We start from the raw sequence: 22333 nt of genomic DNA, 5'->3' as shown, positions 1-22333 counted from the left end.
CTACCAGACAGCCTTCAACCCACATCAAATCCGTCACCACAAAACGTGTCGCCTCACCGACTCGCGACCCACCGTTCTTCTTCTGGCTAAAAGTATCCCGGGGGGTTTGGGGGGCTGGCCCCCCAACCACCGCGGCGGCGGCAGCCGGCGCCACAAAAAAAGGGGACCCGAAGGCCCCCCTAGTCATGTCTGCTCGACAGCTTGCTTTGTATGGCTCTGGCGGTAGGCCCGCTCTGGTCCCTTTGAAAACTCCGATCCCTCGTTCTCGTCTCCTTCTGCTGCCCCGCTACCCGGCGTCCGGGATGCGGAGCTCTTGCCCGATGCTCAGTCGGTTCGGGTCGCTCAGCACGTTGCGGTTGGCTTCGAAGATGCGCTCGTAACCGACAAAGCTGCCGTAGAGCTTGAGCGAGATGTAGGCGAGGCTGTCTCCGGCCTGCACCACGTAGGTCCGCGGCGCGGTGGCAAGTGCAGCTGGCGTCTCGAGCGCGGCGGGAATCGGGGCGGGTGCAAGTGCGGTCTCCTGTGAGGCTTCCGCGCGGGCGACGGCCTGGGTGACGATGTCGAAGAGCAGCGTGCGTGTGTCGATGCTCCCGTCCGCGGCCATCAACCCGTCCGGCACGTCGATCACCCCGTCGCGCACGGCCTTGTTCAGGAGTGCGTCGATTTCGTCCGGGCTCGCGCCGTCGTTCCACGCCTCCGCTGCACTGCGCCGCATTGCGGCCTCTGCGGTGGGGACTGGCGTTGCGACGGTTGGCGGTGCCGCGGCCACTTCGACCGGTGCGCTGGCCAGCATGGGCGCGCTGAGGGTGCGGCTGACTTCTTGGGCATCGACGCTGGCAGGCTGCGCCGCGGGCACGAGGGTCAGCGTCAGCAGGGACCCCGCCACAAAGCACGCGCCAAAGACGCAGACCGCAGGCAGAGGAAGGCGCTGCACCCCCATTACTCCAGCTCCTGCGGACGCGGCGGCACGGTAAGCCGCAGACCGGGGCGCAGCCCGCCGTCCTGCAAGGCGGTCTCGTTGGCGAGCATCAGGCGCTTGGTATATGCCGCGCTGCCGTAGTAGCGTGTTGCAATGCTGGCGAGCGTATCGCCGGGAGCCACGCTGTGCGCGATTGGCTGCGGGGCGGGAGCTGTGGCCGCATCGTCCGTACGAGATGAGACGCGGGAGAGCACGTCCGCGATCTGAGCCTTTTGCGCGGCCGTCAAGTCGAGCGTCACGTCCTCTGCCAAGGGCCGCATGTCGTACGGCGTGCCCGTCGCGCGGCTGACTTCGGGCGCTGTTTGATCGAGCTCAGAGGCGCCGAATTGCAGGAGGTCCGGGCGGTGCAGGGGAAGCGTCACGGCGCAGCCGAGCACAAAAGCCGCCACCCCGAGCGCCGCGTAGCGCAGCACGCTGGAGTGCATGGCCGGCGGGATCGCAGGAGCCTGCGTGAGGTCGGCGCCAAGGGCGATGGGCCTCAGGCGCTGCGCGCTGTCGATGGTGATCTTGCTCATGTTCCGTGCCCCGCATGGCGAGGTTGGTGATCGGCGGGAAAGCATATTTTCAGGAGCGTTTTCAGAGAGATGGCGGTGCCGGACGCACCTCGGGCAGGAGTGCCAAAGCTGTCAGCCTTTCGCCGTCCTGCGCGCATCACATGTCCCCCGATCCGCGGCGCTGGAGTAGGCATCCCGTCTTCATCTTTGTTGGGCGCTTTGGATATGGCGAGGACTATGGAGCAAGGTGATTCGCGCGTCAAAGGAAAACCGAATCACCCTCGGGAAATTCGCCCAAAACACGAATCGGCGATTCGGTTTCGGGCAGTCTCCGTCGACGAGTGGCGAAAGACAGGCGCTCAGCCGTTGTCCTGTAGCACCCGGCCAGCGAGGTAGAGCGAGCCGCAGATGACCACCCGGGCGTCCGGCGTGACGGCGAGGATTCCGGCAAGCGCAGCCTCGACGTCTGTTGCAGTGCTTGCGGCCAGCCCCACGTCCTGCGCGGCGGCGGCAGTGTCTTCGGCGCTGAGCGTGTTCATCTCGCCCGGGATCTGCACGGCGGTGAGGCTTTGGAACACAGGCGCCAGTGTCGCCATGAACCCGCGCACGTCCTTGGTGTTGAGCATGCCGCAGATGGCAAACGTAAAGCGCGGCGGGAGCGTGGCGAGGTGGGACGCCAGGGCCTCGCCAGCGGCCACGTTGTGTCCACCGTCGAGCCACAGCTCGGCCTTCGGTGCCATGTCGGCGAGTGGCCCCTTGGTCAGGCGTTGCAGACGCGCGGGCCATGCAGCTTGCGTCACCGCGGCCTCGAGCGATCCGGCGCCAAGCGCGCGCAAGCCTGCGATGGCGGCGCCCGCGTTCTGGATTTGATGCGCGCCGGGCAGGTTCGGGAGGGGCAGGTCACAGAGCCCGGTCTCGTCCTGGTAGACCAGCCGACCGTGCTCCTCGTACACGTGCCAGTGCTGGCCATAAACAAGGAGCGGCGCGCCAACCTTTGCGGCGCGCGCCTCGATCACCTCGAGCGCGGTCTCGTCTTGCGGGGCCACCACGCAGGGTACGCCGCGTTTGAGGATACCGGCCTTTTCTCCCGCGATGGCCTCTAGCGTATCACCGAGGAATTGCGTGTGGTCCATCGAGACGGGGGTGATGATCGTCAGCGCCGGCTCTTCGACGACGTTGGTGGCGTCGAGACGCCCGCCGAGGCCGACCTCGAGCAGGGTGTAGTCCGCAGGCGTGCGCGACATGGCGAGGATGGCGGCGCAAGTGGTGATTTCGAAAAACGTGATCGCGTCGGGACCGTTGGCGGCGAGGCACTCGTCGAGCACGTCCGACAGCGCGCTCTCGTCGATCAGCTCTCCGGCCAGGCGGATGCGCTCGTGAAAGCGCGTCAGGTGCGGGGAGGTGTAGGCGTGGACCTTGTGGCCCGCCCCTTCGAGCCCCGCGCGCAGCATGGCCTGCGTCGAGCCCTTGCCGTTGGTGCCTGCGATGTGGACCACGGGCGGCAGCTTGCGCTCGGGGTTGTCCAGCGCCCCCAAAAGGCGCCACACCCGGTCGAGCGTCAGGTCGATGATCTTGGGGTGGAGCGCCATCATCCTCTCGAGGAGGACGTCGGACCCCTGGCTCACGCCTTGTCCTCGGTGGGTGCGCTTGCCTCGGCAGGTGGCTCCAGCGCGGGCGTTTCCTCGGGCGCGGGCAGGTCACCCTTGATCGCCGGGGGCTGGTTCATCAGCATGCGCAGGATGGTGACCAGCTCGTCCTTCATCTCCGTGCGGGGCGTCACCCGGTCGAGCATGCCGTGGTCCAGCAGGTACTCGGCGCGCTGAAAGCCCTCGGGGAGTTTCTCGCGGATCGTCTGCTCGATCACCCGTGCGCCGGCAAAGCCGATCAGCGCGTTCGGCTCGGCGATGTGCACGTCGCCCAGCATCGCGTAGGACGCAGTCACTCCGCCCGTCGTCGGGTGCGTGAGCACGACGATGTAGGGCAGGCCGGCCTCCTTGAGCATCTGCACCGCGATGGTGGCGCGCGGCATCTGCATCAGGCCGAGGATGCCCTCCTGCATGCGCGCGCCGCCTGCGGCGGAAAAGAGGACAAAGGGCTTGCCCGTATCGACCGCGCGTTCGCAGCCGGCGATGATGGCGTTGCCGACGTACATCGACATCGACCCGCCCATGAAGCTGAAGTCCTGCACGGCTGCCACGATGGGCGTGCGCCCGATCTCGCCTTCGGCAACCAGCATCGCGTCCGCCTCGCCGGTGGCCTTTTGCGCCGCCTTGAGCCTGTCGGGGTACTTTTTCTGGTCGCGGAATTTGAGCGGGTCTTCGATGGGGGCCGGCACTGGCACGTCGACATAGGTGCCGCCGTCAAAGAGCGCGGCAAACCGTGCCCGCGCGGTGATGCGCATGTGGTGGCCGCAGCTGGTGCAGACGTTGAGGTTGTCGCTCAGCTCGCGGTGGAACAGCATCGTGCCGCAGTTGTCGCATTTGGTCCACAGGTTCTCGGGCACTTCGCGGCGCGAGAAGATGGAGTTGATCCGCGGGCGGACGTAGTTCGAGATCCAGTTCATCGGCACTCCGAGTGTCGTTTGCGCTCACTTAATCGCGAGGGGCTTGGGATGCAAATGCTGTGCGGGCGCGCGGCGCTTGAAACAGCCGAAGCCGATCACCGCCTGAGCGCGATGCGTGCGGCCACCCAGAGGCAGATCAGGACGACGAGGTCGATCAGGATCATCGGGCGCAGCAGGCTCGCGTCGGCCAGGTCCACCGGCAGGTGATAGAGCGCCAGCGCATCGAACCGCCCGTTGGGCGCGACGATCAGGATGGTGATCACATTGTTCACGAAGTGCAGCGCGATGGCCGCACCGAGCGTGCCGGAGCGTGCCGTCAGGTCCGCCGCCGCGCAGCCAAAGGCAAACGCCCAGGCGACGACGAGCCAGGTGTTGGGTCCAAAGTCCTCGGAATAATGCAGCGCGGCAAAGAGCGCGGCGGGCACGCACATCCACACCAGCCAGTGGTCGAACCGGGCGGCGAGCTGCTGCTGGAGGTATCCGCGAAAGACGATCTCTTCGGCGAGGACCTGCACGAGAATCGCCATCAGCGACACCGGCAGCAGCATCACCCAGACGCTCCTATCGAGGGCCGGGACCGGCGTGACGCGATACTCGGACGGGGGCAGGATCCAGATCAGGAAAGCCGCCGCAAAGGTGATCAACGTCACGCGGAGAAAGCCGGCAAGCGCAGCCGAGGGTGGGCCAAAGAGGCTGGAGATCGACCGGTTGTGCAAAAGCACCGTGACCAGCATCACCGGGATCGTCATCATGCCGATCCACATCAGCTGCACGATCGTGCCGAGCGGCGTCTGCGCGCCGGTCATCTCGGCGGTCAGCTCTTCGAACCCGGTCTCGCCAAAGAGGCGCGCGAGGGTGAACATCACCAGCATCCCGAGCGCGATGTAGACCAGCACGATCAGCGCCACGCCCATGAAGACGCGCCAGAGCTCGGCCGAGGGCCGCGCCGGGTCGGTCAACTGGGCGTGCAGGCGGTAGTCCATGTGATTGCCTAACGCATAGGCACGCGCCCGATCAATCGGCCTTGTTCACGTGGGCGCGCTTCTTTATCCCCAAGGCAACACTTGTTCTGGGGGAGACATCGATGCTCAAGCGTCCGTTCGACAAATCCAAGCTGCCGAGCCGCCACGTCACGGAAGGTCCGGCGCGCGCGCCGCACCGCTCGTATTACTACGCGATGGGCATGACGGAGGAGGAGATTCACCAGCCTCTGGTTGGGGTTGCCACCTGCTGGAACGAAGCCGCGCCCTGCAACATCGCCCTCAACCGCCAAGCACAAAGCGCCAAGATGGGCGTCAAGGCCGGCTCAGGCACACCACGCGAGTTCACGACGATCACCGTCACCGACGGGATCGCGATGGGTCACGAGGGGATGCGCTCCTCGCTCGCCTCCCGCGAGGCGATTGCGGACACCGTCGAGCTGACCATGCGCGGGCACTGCTATGACGCCATCGTCGGCCTTGCGGGCTGCGACAAGTCGCTGCCGGGCATGATGATGGCGATGATCCGCCTCAACGTGCCGTCGGTCTTCCTCTACGGCGGGTCGATCCTGCCGGGCAAAGTGCCGGTGGGCGCCGACGTACCTGAGGACTTTGCCGCGCGCGATCTGACCGTGCAGGACATGTTCGAGGCCGTGGGCCGTCACCAGAACGACCAGCTTTCGGACGAGGCTCTGGCCGTGCTCGAGCGCGTGGCGTGTCCTTCCGCGGGTGCCTGCGGCGGGCAGTTCACCGCCAACACCATGGCGTGCGTGTCCGAGGCGATTGGCCTTGCGCTCTTTAACTCCTCCGGCGCGCCCGCGCCCTACGAAAGCCGCGACCAGTATGCCGAGGCGTCGGGCCGCGCGGTCATGGATTTGATCGAAAAGAACATCAAAGCGCGCGACATCTGCACGCGTCAGGCGTTCGAGAACGCCGCGCGCGTCGTCGCCTGCACGGGCGGGTCGACCAACGCGGGCCTGCACCTGCCGGCCATGGCGCACGAGGCGGGGATCGAGTTTTTCCTAGACGATGTCTGCGAGATCTTCCGTGACACGCCCTATTTCGTCGACCTCAAGCCGGGCGGTCAGTACGTGGCCAAGGATCTTTATGAGGCGGGCGGCGTGCCGGTCGTGATGAAGGAGCTGCGCAAGGCGGGCCTGCTGCACGAGGATTGCATGACCGCGTCAGGCATGAGTGTGGGCGAAGAGCTCGACCGCAACTCCCGCGAGGCGGACGGGCAAGTGATCTACCCGATCGAGACGCCAATCACCAAGACCGGCGGCGTGGTCGGGCTCAAGGGCAACCTCGCCCCCGAAGGCGCCATCGTGAAGGTCGCGGGCATCGAGCCGCAGCACCAGATCTTTACCGGGCCTGCACGCGTGTTCGAATGTGAGCAGGACGCCTTTGAGGCCGTGCAAGCGCGCACCTACAAGGAGGGCGAGGTCATCGTCATCCGCAACGAAGGCCCCGCTGGCGGTCCCGGCATGCGCGAGATGCTCGCCACCACCGCCGCCCTCTCGGGGCAAGGCATGGGCAAGAAGGTCGCCCTGATCACCGATGGCCGCTTCTCCGGCGCAACCCGCGGCTTCTGCGTGGGTCACGTGGGACCCGAGGCGGCGCATGGCGGTCCCATTGCGCTGCTCAAGGACGGCGACGTGATCACGATCAACGCCATCGAGGGCTCGATCTCCGTCGACCTCTCCGAAGAGGAGATGGCCGACCGCAAGGCGGCCTGGCCCGGCATGCGCGAGACGATCTACGCCTCGGGCGCGCTCTGGAAATATGCGCAACTTGTGGGCAGCACCTACAAGGGCGCGGTCACGCACCCTGGCGCCGAGGCCGAAAAGCACCAGTATATGGACTTGTAACCGCCCGTCTGACGGGCCGAGCGAGGCGACTTTGCAATGATGGTCCGTGTTTCCCACCTGCTGGCCGCTGGCGCGATCTTTGCGCTGGCGGGCTGCGATGGCCTGCCGCTGCCCAGCGCCTCTGGCAGCGCGCCGCGCCCGGTTGAGGCCGATATCGAGATGGCCTCCGGCAGCGACGTCGAGACCGAAGGCACCGCGCGCGCGGGCTTTTTCGCCGGGCTATTCCAACCGCGGACCGGCGCGACAGAGGCGCGCTTGCCGCAAGAGGGCGAAGATGCACCCCGCGCAGGTGAAGAGACCGCCGGTCCGAACGCCATAGGCGAGGCCGTGGGCGAGGTGCAGCTGACCGGCGGGATCGTCGCGCGTGCACCCGCGGGCTACTGCGTCGATCTGACGGTAGAGGGCAGCGCCAGCGTCAAGCGGCGCACGGCGATCATGGCGAGCTGCGCCAACCTCAACGGAGACACGCGCGTCGCGGCGGCGCCCTCGGCAGTGATCGTTGTGACCGTCGGCCGCGCGCGCCTCATCGGCCAGACGGCCATCGGCACCAACGATCTGCAAATCGCGCTGGAGGACGACCAGCCGCGCGCGCTCGACGGGGACGACACCCTGTCGCTTGTGCAGCTGCAGCGCGGTGGGGATGCCCGGATGCCGGGGGCGGGTCCCGTCTACTGGCGCGGCGTCCTGCAGGTCGGTCCACGCCTGGTTGGCCTCGCCGTCTACGTGCCTGAAACGTCCGAGCTGAGCGGCAACGGCGGCGCGCAACTGCTGCGCGACGTGGCGCGGACCATTCGGGACGCCTCGGTGATCGCCCGCCGAGACGCGGGCAACGGCGGCTGACTCGCGTTGCGGCTTCCCGGCAACGACACGGCCAAACCGATCAAATCCTCTGCATCCTCCCGGTAGCGCGGCGGGCCGCGTAAAGCTATGTTGCGCGCAACGAACAAGACTGGTGAGGCAAGGGCAATGGGCAGGCAACGGCGCTGGGCGCGCGGTTCGAGGTTCGACCGATGGGTGCAGGGCGCCGCGCTCAAGCGGTGGGAAGAGGCGCGTGCCGGCCTCGCCGCCGCACCTCTTTCAGCATTGCGAGAGACACGCGGACAGGCGCGCCAGCTGCGCGCCGAGCTTGACCGCCTCCTCTTTGCCGCCGACGCGCGCCTTGCGCAGGGGGGGAACGCCACGCGGATCGACGCGCCACATGGCGCCGACTGGACCTGGCGTCCCGAGGTCTGGACCGGACCGCTTGGCGCGCCGGGCCTGGTGTCCGCGCAATCGCAGGCGTCGCTCGGCGCCGAGATCAAGCTCTTTCACGATTGCCCCGCGGGCGAGCTGACGCTGCGCCAGACGCGGAGCCGCGCGCGCACCGACCACGCGCCCTACGGGCTGTCGCTCGACGTGCTGCACTTTCAGGGCTCGTACCTGTCGCTGGCCGTCGACCTGCCGGACGCCGCGCACGAGGGGCTCCGCAAGCGGCACATCGTGCGTGCCGATTTCAACGTGCGGCTCGAGCGGCCGATCGAGCTTTTCGCCCGGCTCAACGTCAAGCATGGCCCGAACACCGAGCAGGTCGTGCGCGAGGTCCCCGTGGGCCGCGATGGCGCGGTGGTGGAGTTCGACCTCGCCTACACCGCGATCAACGAAAAGCGCGTCTCGGGCATGTGGATGGACGTGATATTCGAGAACCCCTGGATGAACCGGGTCGAGTTCCGGGACCTGACGATGATGCGGTTCCCGAGGGCCGAGATGTAAGTGTGCGGGTGCAACGTGTGAGGTCGCGAGATGCGGGGCCGAAGGGTACAAGGAATGCGGGATGGGTAACTACCAGGTGGTCAAGACGCGGCTCTTCGAGGGCGTGTGGGAAGGCGTGCTGACCGCGGCAGAGCCGACCTCCGCAGAACCGCAGATCGCGGTTGTGCATGCCGGAGAGGTCCTGCAGGGCGTGACGCTCACCCCCGAGAAAGCCGGGAGCAGCTGGGCAATCCGTGTGCCGGTCCCGCCGAGGTGTCTGTCCGATGGAGTCCAGACTTTCCTGCTGCGTGACACGGCGACCGAAACGACGCTCACCTCGTTCGCGATCGTCGCCGGAGAGGTGCTGGACGACGACGTGCGCGCCGAACTCGACTTCCTCCGCGCCGAGCTCGACCTCCTCAAACGCGCCTTCCGCCGCCACTGCGCCGAGACGAGCTAGCGGGAGTGGTTGGCGCTGGGTGTTGGCTGGATTGAGCCAAGGCGCCGGCGCTCGGTGCGCTTCAAGACACTCGATCCAACTGGTCGCGGTGGCTGTTGGTTAAGCTGTGTAAGGCCGCGACCTGGCGCGCAACGTCTCCCGCGATCGGTCGGATTGGTGACTGGCTCAGGGACTGGGGGCTAGGGGGAGTACCCAAATGCGTCTCTACATCACTCTGAGACACATCCGGCAGCGTGAAAGTGTTTTCGCCATCCCGTCGGCGCGTGGAGAACGCAGATTGACCCGAGACGTGAGCGCGATCGGGCGAGATCGCCATAGCGGGAAGCGGATGTTGAAGCAGTTCGCCCGTTGTCGCTTTGCCTCAGTGCATCGCCGGTGCTGCTAGGGCCTACGACAACTGCGCTGTGGCCGCAAGCCGGGTTTCCGTACGCGCAATCGAGCCGGGACTGCAGATCGGCAAAGGCGGCAAGACGCCCCTTTGCGCATTCGGCTTAGGGCAGGACATCACGCAACCTGTTGCTCGAGGAAAATCTGATACGGAGTGCGCCGTCCCTTTCCGCGCGGCAGTCCTCTGAGAGCAGGTTCAGTATGGCGCATGATCCTAGCCCCGGCGCTTTCCATGCGTGCCTGTTGCGGGTCAGAGCCGCGAAGGCACCGCGTCAGCGCATTGGCTTGACCTTTCGGCGGTCGATCCTTGCGACCAATCCTTCGGGGACGCGGACAAGCGCGCTGACGTGATCATCCTTTCACGATGGATGAACCATATCAGATGCCGCGGATGACGCTCCGGCGATCCGAGTGCTGACCGAAACGGTTCAGAACACGAAATCGTCGCTGCTCAGTTCCGCGACGCGTAGAGAGGCGATCAAGACCGTCTCGCCCGTGCTCACCTCCAACGCGACGTCTGCACCGCGCTGGGTCAGCGTAAAGCCCGACTGGAAGCCCGTCACGGCGCTCATGTCCGACAGGTCGATCAGGTCCGCGTTCGCGTTGAACCCTTCGATCGTGTCGTCTCCGCTGCCATCGGCAAACACGAAGAGGTCCGCGCCAAGCCCGCCATTCATCAGATCGTCGCCCGCGCCGCCAATAACCGTGTCTGCGCCGAGACCACCCTTCAACTCGTCATCGCCCGCACTGCCGAGGATCTGGTCCGCGCCGTTGTTGCCGGTGATGACGTCGCTGCCGTCGCCGCCCTCGAGCAGGTCGGCACCGGCGCCTCCGGCTATCGTGTCGTCGCCGTCGTTGCCGCGCACGGTGTCATTGCCGCCGCCACCATAGGCGCCGTCGCTGCCCGCGCCGCCATCCAGCGCGTCGGTGCCCCGATTGCCGAAAAGAAGGTCGTTCCCTGCCGAGCCGGTGATCGTGTCCGCCTCCGCGCCGCCGCGCATCGAATCGTTGCCGGCGCCGCCGACGATCCCGTCACTGCCGGCCCCGCCCAGGATCGTATCGTTCCCCTCGTCGCCGTAGAGCACATCGGAGCCCAGCGCACCGCGCTGGCCCGTGTCAAAGATCTTGTCGTCGCCAAGCCCGCCATACACCGTGTCAGCGCCGTTGCCGCCAAAGATCACGTCGTCTCCAGCGTTGCCCTCGATCTCGTCGGCGCCTTTCTTGCCACGCAGCGCGTCGTCCCCGTCACCGCCAAAGATGCTGTCACGGCCGGACCCGCCAAAGACCTCGTCGCCATCGTCACCGCCGTAAAGCGCGTCGTCGCCGCCAAGGCCGACAAGCGTGTCATTGCCGGCCTCGCCGTAGAGCGCGTTTGCGCCCCGTCTCCCAACAGCCTGTCATCCTGCGCCGAACCGATCAGGTTTTCGATGCTCACCAGAGTATCGCCCTCGGCGTCGCCGCCAGAAACCGTGCCTTCGGCCAGATTGACGTTCACGCCAGCCGCGGGGCCCGCATAGCTCGCCGTATCCAAGCCTTCGCCGCCGTCGAGGATGTCCGCGCCCGCCAAGCCGGTCAGGTGGTTGTCGAGCTCGTCGCCATACAGCTCGTCGTCAAAGCGCGAGCCGATCAGGTTCTCGATGAAATAGATGCCATCGCCAGCCGCGTCGTTCGTCATCCGCGACCGGTCGAAATCGGAACCCAGGCCGGCAATCACACCCGCCTCAGCGGTCTCGTAGCTGGCGGTGTCGTTGCCTCCGGCGTCGTAAAGGTTGTCGCCGCCGGCGCCTCCGATGAACAGGTCGTCGCCTTCGTCGCCGTGCAGGTAATCTCTGCCGCCGCGGCCGTCGAGCGTGTCGTTACCATCGAGCCCGACAATGAAATTGACGGCATCGGTGCCGCGGATCAGATCATCGCCCGAGGTGCCGCGCACCTCCTCGATCTCGTAGATCTCATCGATCTCCTCCAGCAGGAAGGTGCCGTCCTCAGAGTAGACTCGCGTGACAGCCTCAGAGGCTTCGAGGTCGACCACCAGCCGCGCGACCGTGCCGGCGCCGTAGTCGTTGCCTTCAAAGATCACGCTGTCACGCCCGAAATCACCGAGCAGGTTCGTGAGATCGCCGTAAGTCTTGTCGTTGCCCTTGCCGGGGTAGAACGTGTCGTGCCCGCCTTCACCGTAAAGCGTGTCGTCTCCGTCGCCGCCCGACAGGACGTCGTGTCCGATCCCTCCAAAGATCACATCGTTCCCGCCGGCGGCGTAGACGTAGTCGTTCGCCGTCTGGAAGCGGTGAACCTCGTTCCCATCGCTCAGCGAGATGTGGAACTGCGTACCCAGGTCGAGCGTGCTGATATGCTGGTTCGGCCGTACGTCGTAGTTCACCGTCGCGTACGCGGGGTCCGCGGCCATCGCCTCGATGGATGCGATGTAATTCTCCATACCGTGCTCATCGCCGGCTTTGAACGTACCTAGGCCATCGGAGTCGAGGTCCAACCGATCGATGACATGCGCCGACAACACGTTGACCGTTTGCGCCGGCTGCCCCGAACCGCCGTAGCCCGGTTGCGCATTGCCGCCGTAAGTAATCTCGTCGCGCGGATGCAGATGCGCCGACAGATACGTACTGAAGTGCGGGACCGGTTGCTGATCGGGGAAAAAGACCGGATCCTCGCTATGGGCAAATCCGATTTAATCGTCACCACCCCACAGGCGCACGTCCAGCCCGTCTATCGTGACAAAGTTCGGATCGACGTCTTGGGGACGATAGGCAATCAACCTGAAAAGATCGGGATGCAGGCCGGGCGAGCCGAACGTGACGGCCGTCATGTCGATGTCGTCGTCGAGCCGCTGCGCATCAAAGGCCATGAACATGTCGGCCACCGCACCGCCCACGCTGTGCCCGGTGAAGATGATCTTTTCGATGCCGTTGGCGTCGTTGTTGGCATAGTCGATCATGTCGTCGATCCAGGGCCGGTGCAGATCATAATGCGCGGCCTGCCCTTCGGCGCGCCACGATTGACCGCTGCCTGCCGCCGGGACCAGGCCGAATTCCCGGTCGTATGCGTCGGTGCCGCGTGCCGCGTAGACCAGCGTTTTTTGCCCGTCCACCATACCGACCGCCATCAGCGCCTCGGCCGCGCCCGCCACCGTTACGGTCGCGTGCGCCAGAAGGCCGCCCGGCATGATCTGATCAAGCGGCGTCTTGTTGCGCCCGGCTGCGCCTTCGTTCTCCCACAAATACGGCAGGGACTGCCACGCGTTGTCTTGGCCAAAGACCGTCTCGAGATGACCGTGGTAGTCGTCGAACCAGCCCCAGTTCTGCGCCTCGCTGCCGCCGTTGAGATCGTACACGTCTTTGGAGAGCCGTGCCGCGATCAGCACATCCGCGGTGTTGGTCTTGAAATTCTTGCGCATGACAATGCCGCTCAGCCGCGAGAATTCGCGGGCCACTGCACTTCAATTTTTCCGGGTAATCGGATCGTGATTCACAGACCAAACGATATTAGAGCTGTCGGTAGGTGAACTGTTGCTCGGCAACAAGCGCTATAGCCCGCGGCCGCTCCATAGCGGCACCTTGTCGCGCATGATGCGCGCGCACGATGAGTGTCCTTCCCTCCGCTCTGCGCGCCCGATGCGCCCAATCGCCTGACTTACGTCCTTCGGTCAGAACTTGGATCGCCGGAGGGTCGCCTGTGGCGTTGGATGCGTACCATTGGCCATGCCGCACGTCTCGTTGGTGACCGCCCTGCGACAATGGGTGCTTGGCATATCAGAAATTCCTCGACCACCTGGCCCTGCGGACCTCCGCAAAGTGTCGACAGAATGTATGCGCATCGGATGCCCAAGTGACGTGAGCTCTTGAGGCCGGTTATTTGCGTTTAAAGGCACGAGGTGCACCTTTGGACCGTCTGCCCGAATGGTGACGGGACGGGTTTCACCTGTGCGGCGCCGCTGTTCGCCGTGGTTTTGAGGACGGCCCGGAGTTGGACCTTCGAGCATCGGGGCCTATCGCAACCTTTCCAATTACTTTGCCCGAAGCCCGCGCTCGAATGCGTCATTCTCAAGAGGGGCCTCATTGGAAGGCGCAAAGCATCGAAACGACTGGCGTGCCATGATCGGCAGACCGCCGGCGCGCCAGCCTCTCACCACACCCCGTGCTGGCGGAGGGCTGGCGCAGAGGCTATGCCTCGGGACATGAAATCCACGCTTACCGTTCTCCTGCTGTGGCTCGCCGGCCTCGGAGCTGCTGCGCAATACGCCAAGCTGGCCATCGCCTTTGACGCGCTGGGCGCGTCCTATCCGGCAGCGAGTGCGCCCACGCTGGGCTGGCTGGTGACCTCCATCGGAGTGCTCGGGATCGTGTTGGGGCTGGTGGCTGGACACTGGGTCGCGCGGCTCGGCACCGGGCCGGTGCTGCTTGGCGCGCTGGTGCTTGGGGCGGCGGTCTCCGCGCTGCAGATGGCGATGCCGGGGCTGGGTGCGATGTTTGTCCTGCGGGGGATCGAGGGTGTGTCGCACCTTGCGCTGGTGGTCGCGGCGCCGACGCTGATCGCGGAGATCACCTCCGACCGATGGCGCGGTGCGGCGATGACGCTGTGGAGCACGTTCTTTGGCGTGGCCTTTGCCGGTCTCGCCTGGCTTGCGCCGCCGCTGATCGCGGCGTTCGGGCTTCCCGGCATCTTTGGCGCACATGCCGCATGGCTGGCCGTGACGGCGCTGCTCCTCGCGCCGCTGGTGCCAAAGCGCCGTCTCTCCGAGCCGCAGGCCGGGTCTGTGCTTGCCGCGCATGGGGCGGCCTATACGTCGCCTGCGATCATCGCGCCGGCGGCGGGCTGGCTCTTTTACACGCTGACCTTCGTGTCGCTGCTCACTGTTCTGCCGACGCTTCTGCCGGCAGAGACGCGTACGGGCGTGACCAGTGCCATGTCGCTGGCCAGCATCGCCGTGTCCCTGACGCTGGTGCCGCTCTTGCTGCTGCGCCTCTCCGCTGTGTCGGTGACCGTGCTCGGGTTTGCCGTGGCGGCTGGAGCGGCGGCGCTTGGGTTTGCGGATGTGCCGCTCGCGTGGGTCGCGGTGCTGACCTTTGGCGCGATGGGGCTGGTGCAGGGCGCGACCTTTGCCGCCATCCCGCAGCTTAACGCGCGGCTCGAGGCGCGGGCGCTGTCGAGCGGGGCGCTCGCGCAGACGGGCAATCTCGGGAACTTTCTCGGCACGCCGCTTCTGCTGGCAGTGCTGGGATGGGGCGGGACCGGCGCGCTCTTTGGCGGGGTGATCCTTGCGCTGGTGGCGGGTGCCACAGCGCACCTGGCGTTGGCCGCCCTGCGCCGGTGAGTGCCGTTTGCGGTAGGGTGGGCAGGTGCCCACCTTACGGTGCAGCGCCCGTGACGCCGCGTAGCGCGTGACCTCCGCGCCCTCCTGACCCAAATGTACGTACAGGAAAATCCGTCCCGAGGAGACCCCATGACCGCCTATCCGCACCTCTTTGCCCCGCTCGACCTCGGGTTCACGACTCTCAAGAACCGCGTGCTCATGGGCTCGATGCACACCGGCCTCGAAGAGACCAAGGATTGGAACCGGGTCGCGGAATTCTACGCCGAACGCGCGCGCGGGGGCGTGGCGCTGATGGTGACAGGCGGCATGGCCCCGAACAAGGAGGGCGGCGTCTTTCCCGGAGCTGCCGGGCTCTACACCGATCAAGACATCGCCAATCACAAGGTCGTCACCGACCGCGTTCACGACGCGGGCGGCAAGATCGCCATGCAAATCCTGCACGCCGGGCGCTACGCCTACTCGCCCGATTGTGTGAGCGCGTCGCCGGTCAAATCCCCGATCTCCCCCTTCCCGCCCAAGGAGCTCGACGAGGAGGGCATCGAAAAACAGATCGCCGATTACGTCACCGCCACGGTGCGTGCCCGCGAGGCGGGCTATGACGGGGTGGAGATCATGGGGTCCGAGGGGTACTTCCTCAACCAGTTTCTCGTCACCCACACCAACAAGCGCACGGACCGCTGGGGCAGCGCCTACGAGAACCGCATGCGCCTGCCCGTCGAGGTCGTGCGCCGCTGCCGCGAGGCCGTCGGGGACGATTTCATCATCATCTACCGCCTCAGCATGATCGACCTGATCCCGAACGGCTCCACCTGGGACGAAGTCGTCACCCTCGCCAAGGCCATCGAAGGCGCGGGTGCCACGATCCTCAACACCGGCATCGGCTGGCACGAGGCGCGCGTGCCGACCATCGCCACCTCCGTCCCGCGCCGCGCCTTTACCTGGGTCACGAAAAAGCTGATGGGCGAGGTCTCGATCCCGCTCATCACCTCGAACCGGATCAACATGCCAGACGTGGCGGAAGGCGTACTCGCCGATGGATGCGCCGACATGGTGTCGATGGCCCGCCCGTTCCTAGCCGATGCCGCCTTTGTGCAGAAGGCCGCCGAGGGCCGTGCGGACGAGATCGCGCCCTGCATCGCCTGCAACCAGGCGTGCCTCGATCACACGTTTTCGGGCAAGCTCTCGTCCTGCCTCGTCAACCCGCGCGCCTGCCACGAGACCGAGCTGACCCTCACGCCCGCCGAGACCACCCGCAAGATCGCGGTTGTGGGCGCGGGCCCTGCGGGTCTCTCCGCCGCCATGACCGCTGCCGAGCGCGGGCACACTGTCACGCTCTTTGACCGCGACACCCAGATCGGCGGCCAACTCAACATGGCCAAGCAGGTGCCGGGCAAGGAAGAGTTCCACGGCCTCGTCGACTGGTTCGCACGCATGGTCGAGGTCCACGGCATCGACCTGCAGCTTGGCACCGAAGCGGACGTGGAGCGGCTCAAAAGCTTTGACGAGGTGATCATCGCCACCGGCGTCCTCCCCCGCGATCCGCAGATCGAGGGTCAGGACAAAGCGCTCTCTTACATCGACGTGCTCAAACACGGCGCTGAGGTCGGCAAGTCTGTCGCCGTTGTCGGCGCAGGCGGCATCGGCTTCGACGTGTCCGAGTTTCTCGTCCACGCCGGCGAGAGCCCGACCGAGAACCTCGACGAGTGGCGCGAGGAATGGGGCGTGGGTGATCCCTCCAACACGCCCGGCGGCTTGGCACCAGAGGGCCCGCAACCCGATCCTGCCGCCCGTCAGGTCACGCTTCTGCAACGCAAAGCCGAGAAACCCGGCAAGCGCCTTGGCAAGACCACCGGATGGATCCACCGCGCTGCGCTTCAGATGAAGGGCGTCGAGATGAAGGCCGGGGTCAATTACGAGCGCATCGACGCGGACGGGCTGCACGTGAGCTATGGCGAGGCACGCGAGCGCCCCGAGGTGATCGCAGCAGACACCGTCGTGCTCTGCGCCGGGCAGGTCAGCGACCGGTCACTCGCCGATGCGCTCGAGGCCGCGGGCATCACCTGCCACGTGATCGGAGGCGCGGACGTCGCTGCCGAGCTCGACGCCAAACGCGCCATCGACCAGGGCACGCGGCTTGCTGCAACGCTCTAGCCGCGTCACCCACAGCCATCGGGAACGCCGCGGCGATCCAGTCCGTTGAGAGGGTAACTTCCACTCAACGACAGGAGGCTCCCATGCCTGCCATTTCTGACGCAAAGATCCTCATCATTTCCACCCACGGGTTCGAGCAATCCGAGCTCGAATTTCCACGCGACCAACTGCGGGTCAAAGATGCCACCGTGCATGTCGCCACGCTCGACGGTGAGCCGATCACCGGCTGGGAGGGCGCCGACTGGGGACGCAAGGCGCATGCCGATCTCAAGATCGCCGACGCCAAGGCCGAGGATTATGACGCGCTGGTCATTCCTGGCGGCCAGATCAACCCCGACCTGCTGCGCGTGGACAAAGACGTGATCGCCCTCGTCAAAGCCTTCCACGCCGACGGCAAACCGGTCGCAGCCGTGTGCCACGCGCCCTGGGTTGTCATCGAGGCGGGACTGGCGAAAGGGCGGCGGATGACGTCCTACGCGTCGGTCAAAACCGATGTCGAAAACGCCGGCGCAACCTGGATCGACGATGAAGTCGTCGTGGACGATGGCGTCATCACGAGCCGCCAGCCGGATGACCTCAAGGCGTTTGTCGGTGCGATCGTCGACGTCGTCGAGAGCGCATCTGCCGCGACACAAGCCGCCTGACGGGCGTGCCGCCATTCCACGGACCGGGCGTCCGGAACGCGCCCGGCCGGTCCCTTTTTGCCGTCAACTCTGGCCTACTCCGTCACGGTGATCGTAATCTGCTCGGAGGCCACGATCGGATCATGCGGCACGTGGTAAAGATCGCCCAAGACCAGCTGTAACGTGTGCGTGCCCGCACTCAGCTCCAGCGTTGTCTCGGTCTGGCCCTTGCCAAAGTGCTTGTGATTGTCGTCGGCATAAAGGCCGTTCTCGTTCATGTCCGCATCATCCGGCCCCTCGCCAAACGGCGCGCGGTTGATCAGGATGTGGTGGTGGCCCGTCATCTCCGCCTCGGTGCCGGCGGGGGCGACGCCCATGCCGCTCAGCCCGAACTGAAGGAACACCGGCCCGCTGACCGTCGCGCCGTCCTCGACGTTGATGAAATAGACGCGCGCGTCAGGGTTCGAGGGTGTCTCTCCGGCAAGCGCGGCCGTGGCCAGCGTTGCGGCCAAAATCGTGCTCACAAAACGTGTCATATCTATCCTCCCAGCTTTGCATGAGCCTGTTTCGTAGCACCATCCTCGCTGAAATGCGCTCAACTTTAAGTGTATTGCTTGACGCCCACGCCCGAAGCACACCGCCAGTTTCACTTGCAAGCCTCTGCTCTTCTTGAAAAATCCAACACAACCGCCTGTTTCGCCGCCTCAGACAATCCTCGGGATTACCGCTTTATTGTCGGGCGCCCGCCCTACAGCTGTCGCATTTGGCCCGCAAAAAGCCTGAGGTGTGAGACGAGGACGTGTTATGGATCGACTGACCGAAATGGAAGCCTTTGCCACCGTGGTGGACCAGGGCGGATTCACGGATGCCGCCAAAAAGATGGGCATCTCGAAGTCGGCGGTGTCGAAACACGTCAGCTCACTCGAAGCGCGGCTCGGCGCCCGGCTCCTGAACCGCACAACGCGCCGCGTGTCCCCGACCGAAATCGGTCTCGCGTACTACGACCGTGCCCGCCGCGTGCTCAATGACGCAGGGGAGGCGGACGCCCTTGTCACCTCCATGCAATCCGCGCCCTCCGGCCTTTTGCGGGTGTCCGTTGCGACCGACTTCGGCGTCAACCATCTCAGCCCGGTGCTGGGCGACTTCCTCGCGGAATTCCCCGACATCACCGTGAACATGGTGCTCAACAACCGCTACGTCGAGCTGATCTCCGAAGGCTTCGACATGGCGATCCGCATCGGCGATCTCGAAGATTCGACCCTTCGCGCCCGCAAGCTGACCGAGACGAACAAGCGCATGATCGCCTCGCCCGACTACTTCCAGAAATTCGGCCGGCCCGCGCGCATAGACGATCTGAACGAGCACAAGCTCCTCCATTATTCGAACCAATCGTCGGGCAACGTCTGGAAGGTCACGGCCCCCTCGGGCGAGAAACGCCAGGTGCGCACCGCTGGCTGGCTCAGCGTAAACGACGGCCAGTCGCTCCTGAACGCCTGCATCGCGGGGCTCGGCATCGCCTATCTGCCGTCCTTCCTCTACGCCGACGCGATGGAGCGCGGCCAGGTCGAGGATGCCATCCCCGAACTGCCGATGGAGACGCAAGGCATCTACGCCGTCTACCCGCCCGGCCGCTTCACCCAGCCCAAGGTCCGCGCCTTCATCGACTTCCTGGTCCATGAATTCGGCGAAAAAGGCCCCAACGACTGGTAAGGGGCGCAAGTCCCCGGCTTCTTCTGGCCAAAAATATCCAAATTACGTCGCCTGCCGCACGCGCGGCGCTTACAAGCTCTACTCCGTCGACGTCAGGATCACCTCGACCCGGCGGTTCGCATCGCGCCCCTCCGGCGTAAGGTTGGTCGTGATCGGCGCAAGGTATCCCATCCCCTCGGCATCCATCTGACCCGCAGGCACGCCATGCACCTCGACAAGGCGTGCGCGCACCGATCCTGCGCGACGCTTGGAAAGCGCAATATTGCCCTCCAGCGATCCTGTCGCATCCGTGTGCCCGACCAGCGCCACGCGCCGCTCCGGGTTGGCGCGCAGGTAGTCCGCCAAGGTCGCCAGCGACGCAAAACGCGCATCCCCCAGCGACGCCGATCCGGTCTCGAACGCGAGATCCGACAGGATGAACCGTCCGTCCGTCTCAAGCGCCTCCCCGAGCGAAACACTTGCCGCCGAGGACACGGCGCGCGCCGAGGCCGTCACATCCTCCAGCTCCGCCTCCGCACCGGCCTGGATGATCTGGATGTACCCGGCCGCCTCGGTCCGGCTCACCAGCACCGACAGCCCGCTCCCGTCCCGCGTGGCCGACAGGAACCGGAACCGCGCGAGGTCCACCACCATGTCAGGCGCCGGCAGCACGTCGATCGAGAACCGGAAATCGAAACCGCCGCAGGCCCGCCCCTGGCAGGCAAAGACGATCTCCCATCCGTCCGCCTCGAGCTGCGCACGCAGCGGCGCAAGCAGCTCAAGCGTCGTCGTGCCCGGGACCGGCACGCGCCACGCCTGCCGGCTCACCCGCCCCTCAAACACCTGCGTTGGCAGTACACCATCCGCCCAGGGACCTGTCGGCAAAGCATAGCTGTCGAGCGGACGCTCCTGCGGCCCGGCACTCTCCGCCCCGCGCGGCACCTCCAGCGCCACACCCGGCCCGCCCAGCAGCAAGCAGGCGAAACCGGCGCTCAGCAAGCTAGCGGCTTTGCGCATGGTACTCGTCGTTCGGGCGCATGTCTGTCGCCGACGCCAGCCGGTTCGTCATGTTAAAGAACGCCGCGACGCTGGCGATGTCCCAGATGTCCCGCTCGCCAAAGCCCGCCTCGCGCAGCGCCGCCCGGTCGCCCTCTTCGATCTCAGCCGAGGCGCGCGTCATCTTGACCGCGAAATCGAGCATCGTCCGCGTCTTAGGATCGAGGTCCGCCGTGCGGTAGTTCATCACCAGCTGCTCGCCCAGGATCGGATCCCCCGAGAGGGCCCGCACAGCCTGTCCGTGTGCGGTCAGGCAATAAAAACACTTGTTCTCCGAGGACACGACCACCGCGATCATCTCCCGCTCGAGCTTGCTCAACCCCGACGGCGCGAGCATCAGATCGTTGTAAAGCGCGGTAAACGCGTTCAGCTTGTCCACATCGAACGCATAGGCGCGCAGCACATTCGGCACGAGCCCCAGCTTGTCCTGGCAGATGTCGAAATAGCTCTGCGTCGCTTCCGGCAGCGGGTCCATCTGCGGCAGGTCCAGCGCCGTCGGTTGGTCTGTGTCGGCCATCGCTCAGCCCTCCTTGATCCGGTAATGATAGGTCCCGATCTGGCGCATCCCAAGCCCGGCATAAAGCGCATTCGCCGGCCCGTTCGCCTCGGTCACGAGGATCGCCAACGTGTGCGCCTCTTGTGTTTCCGCCCAGATCGCCGCCTGCCGCATCATCCACTGTGCCAGCCCCTTGCGCCTGTGCGCAGGGCGCACCTCCAGCGCATGCAGCATCGCGATCCCTTCGTGCATGGCGACAAAGGCGGCAGCAGCCGGCTGGTCATCGATCCGCCCCAGAATGCCCGTCTTCGGCCCTGCCGCGCGCTCCATCACGCGCACCCGGGACGGTCCGATACCGCCCTCGGCCCAGATGTCGCGCATGATCTGCAGCGGCTCCCAGATGCAGAACGTCGTCACCCGCGGGATCGGCACGTCCGTCAACAGCTCCGGTCTGCAGGTGTATAGTCGCGTCAGATCCTTGACTCGGTACCCCTCGCATTCCAGAGCTTCGTCCAGCGCGTCCTCGCCCGCGCGCACCATGATAAGGCCGGGCGCGCCCTGTAAGGTGGGCAGTGCCGCTTGCGCGAGGGTCGCGGCAGACACACGCTGCCCACCGCCGTCGCCGTCACGCAGAAAAAAACCATCCTCTTCGCGCTTCGACAGAGCAGGCCACGTCGCGTCAATCGCATCATAAAGATCGGGCAGGGATACCATGGCTTGGGTGTGGCCCGCGCACATGCAAAGCGCAAGCCCGACTACTCGGCAAAGAGCGCCTCGAGCGCGCGCGCCGCAGCTACAACAGCCTCGGGGTCGGTCCCCCGCACAACCACGTTGGCGCCGTACCTTCCGTCCCGCTGGAACGGGTAGGAGCCGAACGACAGCTCGGAATGCTTCTCGGCCAACTCTTTCAGAGGTCCCGCGATGTCGCCTTCGCCGCGATGCACCTCGACCGAGTGCGAGATCACCGGCGCGCCGCCCGTCAGCGTCGGCAGCACCGAGGCCACCATAGCCTCAAAGATGCGCGGCACCCCTGCCATCACATGCACGTTGCCAAGCGTAAAGCCGGGCGCCGCCGAGACCGGATTGTCGATCAGCGCCGCACCGTCCGGGATCCGCGCCATGCGCAGCCGCGCCGCGTTCATCTCCAGACCCTGCCGGTCGTAATGCGCCTGCAGCACCGCCCGCGCGTCGTCCCGCACGTCGATGGACGCGCCAAAGGCGGCGGCGATGCAATCGGCGGTGATGTCGTCATGCGTCGGCCCGATCCCGCCGGAGGTAAAGACGTGATCGAATGCCCCGCTCAGCGCCTCTGCCGCCGCGGTGATCGCCGCCGCATCGTCCGACACCACCCGCACTTCCTTGAGGTCGATCCCGACCTCGGTCAGCCGGCCCGCAAGATGGTGCATGTTGGCATCGCGCGTGCGGCCCGACAGGATCTCGTCCCCGATCACAAGCATCGCGGCGGTGGGGTTAGACATCGGCAGCCTCCAAAGGTGGCGCGGCTTGAGTGCCGCCCCCTGACGGTATAGGGCG

Annotated in this window: 20 protein-coding genes and 2 pseudogenes; 8 read left to right on the top strand and 14 right to left on the bottom strand. The window is 65.9% G+C overall.

Annotated elements, in window-relative coordinates; translation table 11 throughout:
* Positions 1–286: 286 nt before the first annotated feature.
* From ACU0B3_RS05695 to ACU0B3_RS05675, 5 genes are all read right to left on the bottom strand, one after another.
* Positions 287–934: a LysM peptidoglycan-binding domain-containing protein gene (locus ACU0B3_RS05695; protein WP_446259859.1), complete on the bottom strand. Its 648-nt coding sequence runs from the start codon at positions 932–934 to the stop codon at positions 287–289.
* A 5-nt stretch (positions 935–939) separates the two neighbouring features.
* Positions 940–1494 (bottom strand): LysM peptidoglycan-binding domain-containing protein, encoded by a 555-nt coding sequence (locus tag ACU0B3_RS05690; RefSeq protein WP_446259858.1) that lies wholly within the window; start codon positions 1492–1494, stop codon positions 940–942.
* 338 nt (positions 1495–1832) lie between these two features.
* Entirely contained in the window at positions 1833–3065 is a 1233-nt protein-coding gene (locus tag ACU0B3_RS05685; protein WP_446260203.1) for a bifunctional folylpolyglutamate synthase/dihydrofolate synthase, read from the bottom strand.
* Between the two features lie 29 nt (positions 3066–3094).
* Complete coding sequence (gene accD, locus ACU0B3_RS05680; RefSeq protein ID WP_446259857.1) at positions 3095–4036, bottom strand: acetyl-CoA carboxylase, carboxyltransferase subunit beta; 942 nt, start codon at positions 4034–4036, stop codon at positions 3095–3097.
* Between the two features lie 95 nt (positions 4037–4131).
* Positions 4132–5019: a CPBP family intramembrane glutamic endopeptidase gene (locus ACU0B3_RS05675; protein ID WP_446259856.1), complete on the bottom strand. Its 888-nt coding sequence runs from the start codon at positions 5017–5019 to the stop codon at positions 4132–4134.
* Positions 5020–5120: 101 nt separating this feature from the next.
* On the opposite strand from ACU0B3_RS05675, the gene ilvD reads away from it, so the two are divergent.
* The 4 genes from ilvD (at position 5121) to ACU0B3_RS05655 (ending at position 9072) form a co-directional block, all read left to right on the top strand.
* On the top strand, positions 5121–6884 hold the full coding sequence (gene ilvD / locus ACU0B3_RS05670; RefSeq protein WP_446259855.1) for a dihydroxy-acid dehydratase: 1764 nt from the start codon (positions 5121–5123) through the stop codon (positions 6882–6884).
* A 39-nt stretch (positions 6885–6923) separates the two neighbouring features.
* On the top strand, positions 6924–7724 hold the full coding sequence (locus ACU0B3_RS05665) for a hypothetical protein (protein WP_446259854.1): 801 nt from the start codon (positions 6924–6926) through the stop codon (positions 7722–7724).
* A gap of 126 nt (positions 7725–7850) precedes the next feature.
* Complete coding sequence (locus ACU0B3_RS05660; RefSeq protein WP_446259853.1) at positions 7851–8633, top strand: DUF6478 family protein; 783 nt, start codon at positions 7851–7853, stop codon at positions 8631–8633.
* A gap of 61 nt (positions 8634–8694) precedes the next feature.
* A complete protein-coding gene (locus tag ACU0B3_RS05655) occupies positions 8695–9072 on the top strand; it encodes a hypothetical protein (RefSeq protein WP_446259852.1) in 378 nt (125 codons plus the stop codon).
* A gap of 815 nt (positions 9073–9887) precedes the next feature.
* Here ACU0B3_RS05655 and ACU0B3_RS05650 read toward each other — a convergent pair.
* From ACU0B3_RS05650 to ACU0B3_RS05635, 4 genes and pseudogenes are all read right to left on the bottom strand, one after another.
* A complete protein-coding gene (locus tag ACU0B3_RS05650; RefSeq protein ID WP_446259851.1) occupies positions 9888–10640 on the bottom strand; it encodes a calcium-binding protein in 753 nt (250 codons plus the stop codon).
* 72 nt (positions 10641–10712) lie between these two features.
* A pseudogene (locus ACU0B3_RS05645) lies at positions 10713–10802 on the bottom strand (calcium-binding protein); the annotation flags it as partial.
* A gap of 191 nt (positions 10803–10993) precedes the next feature.
* A pseudogene (locus ACU0B3_RS05640) lies at positions 10994–11863 on the bottom strand (calcium-binding protein); the annotation flags it as partial.
* Positions 11864–12142: 279 nt separating this feature from the next.
* Positions 12143–12904 carry a lipase family protein gene (locus ACU0B3_RS05635; protein WP_446259850.1) on the bottom strand — a complete coding sequence of 254 codons (762 nt, stop codon included), beginning with the start codon at positions 12902–12904 and terminating at the stop codon, positions 12143–12145.
* A gap of 744 nt (positions 12905–13648) precedes the next feature.
* Between ACU0B3_RS05635 and ACU0B3_RS05630 the strand changes: the two genes are divergently transcribed.
* The 3 genes from ACU0B3_RS05630 to ACU0B3_RS05620 all read left to right on the top strand — a co-directional run bounded on the left by ACU0B3_RS05630 (position 13649) and on the right by ACU0B3_RS05620 (position 17580).
* The gene (locus tag ACU0B3_RS05630) at positions 13649–14785 is read left to right on the top strand and encodes an MFS transporter (RefSeq protein WP_446259849.1); all 1137 of its coding nucleotides are present in this window, start codon (positions 13649–13651) and stop codon (positions 14783–14785) included.
* A gap of 129 nt (positions 14786–14914) precedes the next feature.
* Positions 14915–16936: an FAD-dependent oxidoreductase gene (locus tag ACU0B3_RS05625; RefSeq protein ID WP_446259848.1), complete on the top strand. Its 2022-nt coding sequence runs from the start codon at positions 14915–14917 to the stop codon at positions 16934–16936.
* An 83-nt stretch (positions 16937–17019) separates the two neighbouring features.
* On the top strand, positions 17020–17580 hold the full coding sequence (locus ACU0B3_RS05620; RefSeq protein WP_446259847.1) for a type 1 glutamine amidotransferase domain-containing protein: 561 nt from the start codon (positions 17020–17022) through the stop codon (positions 17578–17580).
* A gap of 74 nt (positions 17581–17654) precedes the next feature.
* Here the strand turns inward: ACU0B3_RS05620 and ACU0B3_RS05615 are convergent, their stop codons facing one another.
* Positions 17655–18095 carry a DUF4399 domain-containing protein gene (locus tag ACU0B3_RS05615; protein WP_446259846.1) on the bottom strand — a complete coding sequence of 147 codons (441 nt, stop codon included), beginning with the start codon at positions 18093–18095 and terminating at the stop codon, positions 17655–17657.
* Positions 18096–18363: 268 nt separating this feature from the next.
* On the opposite strand from ACU0B3_RS05615, the gene ACU0B3_RS05610 reads away from it, so the two are divergent.
* Positions 18364–19269 carry a LysR family transcriptional regulator gene (locus ACU0B3_RS05610; RefSeq protein ID WP_446259845.1) on the top strand — a complete coding sequence of 302 codons (906 nt, stop codon included), beginning with the start codon at positions 18364–18366 and terminating at the stop codon, positions 19267–19269.
* Between the two features lie 78 nt (positions 19270–19347).
* Here the strand turns inward: ACU0B3_RS05610 and ACU0B3_RS05605 are convergent, their stop codons facing one another.
* The 4 genes from ACU0B3_RS05605 to ACU0B3_RS05590 are packed head-to-tail and all read right to left on the bottom strand — an operon-like array spanning position 19348 to position 22278.
* Positions 19348–20265: an OmpA family protein gene (locus tag ACU0B3_RS05605; RefSeq protein WP_446259844.1), complete on the bottom strand. Its 918-nt coding sequence runs from the start codon at positions 20263–20265 to the stop codon at positions 19348–19350.
* The gene (locus ACU0B3_RS05600; RefSeq protein WP_446259843.1) at positions 20249–20821 is read right to left on the bottom strand and encodes a peroxidase-related enzyme; all 573 of its coding nucleotides are present in this window, start codon (positions 20819–20821) and stop codon (positions 20249–20251) included. Before ACU0B3_RS05600 ends, ACU0B3_RS05605 begins: the two co-directional genes overlap by 17 nt.
* A gap of 3 nt (positions 20822–20824) precedes the next feature.
* A complete protein-coding gene (locus ACU0B3_RS05595; RefSeq protein ID WP_446259842.1) occupies positions 20825–21514 on the bottom strand; it encodes a GNAT family N-acetyltransferase in 690 nt (229 codons plus the stop codon).
* A 41-nt stretch (positions 21515–21555) separates the two neighbouring features.
* Positions 21556–22278: a competence/damage-inducible protein A gene (locus ACU0B3_RS05590; RefSeq protein WP_446259841.1), complete on the bottom strand. Its 723-nt coding sequence runs from the start codon at positions 22276–22278 to the stop codon at positions 21556–21558.
* Between the last annotated feature and the right edge of the window lie 55 nt (positions 22279–22333).

Source organism: Pseudaestuariivita sp. (assembly GCF_052825805.1).
This window is presented reverse-complemented; position numbering and strand designations above follow the sequence as displayed.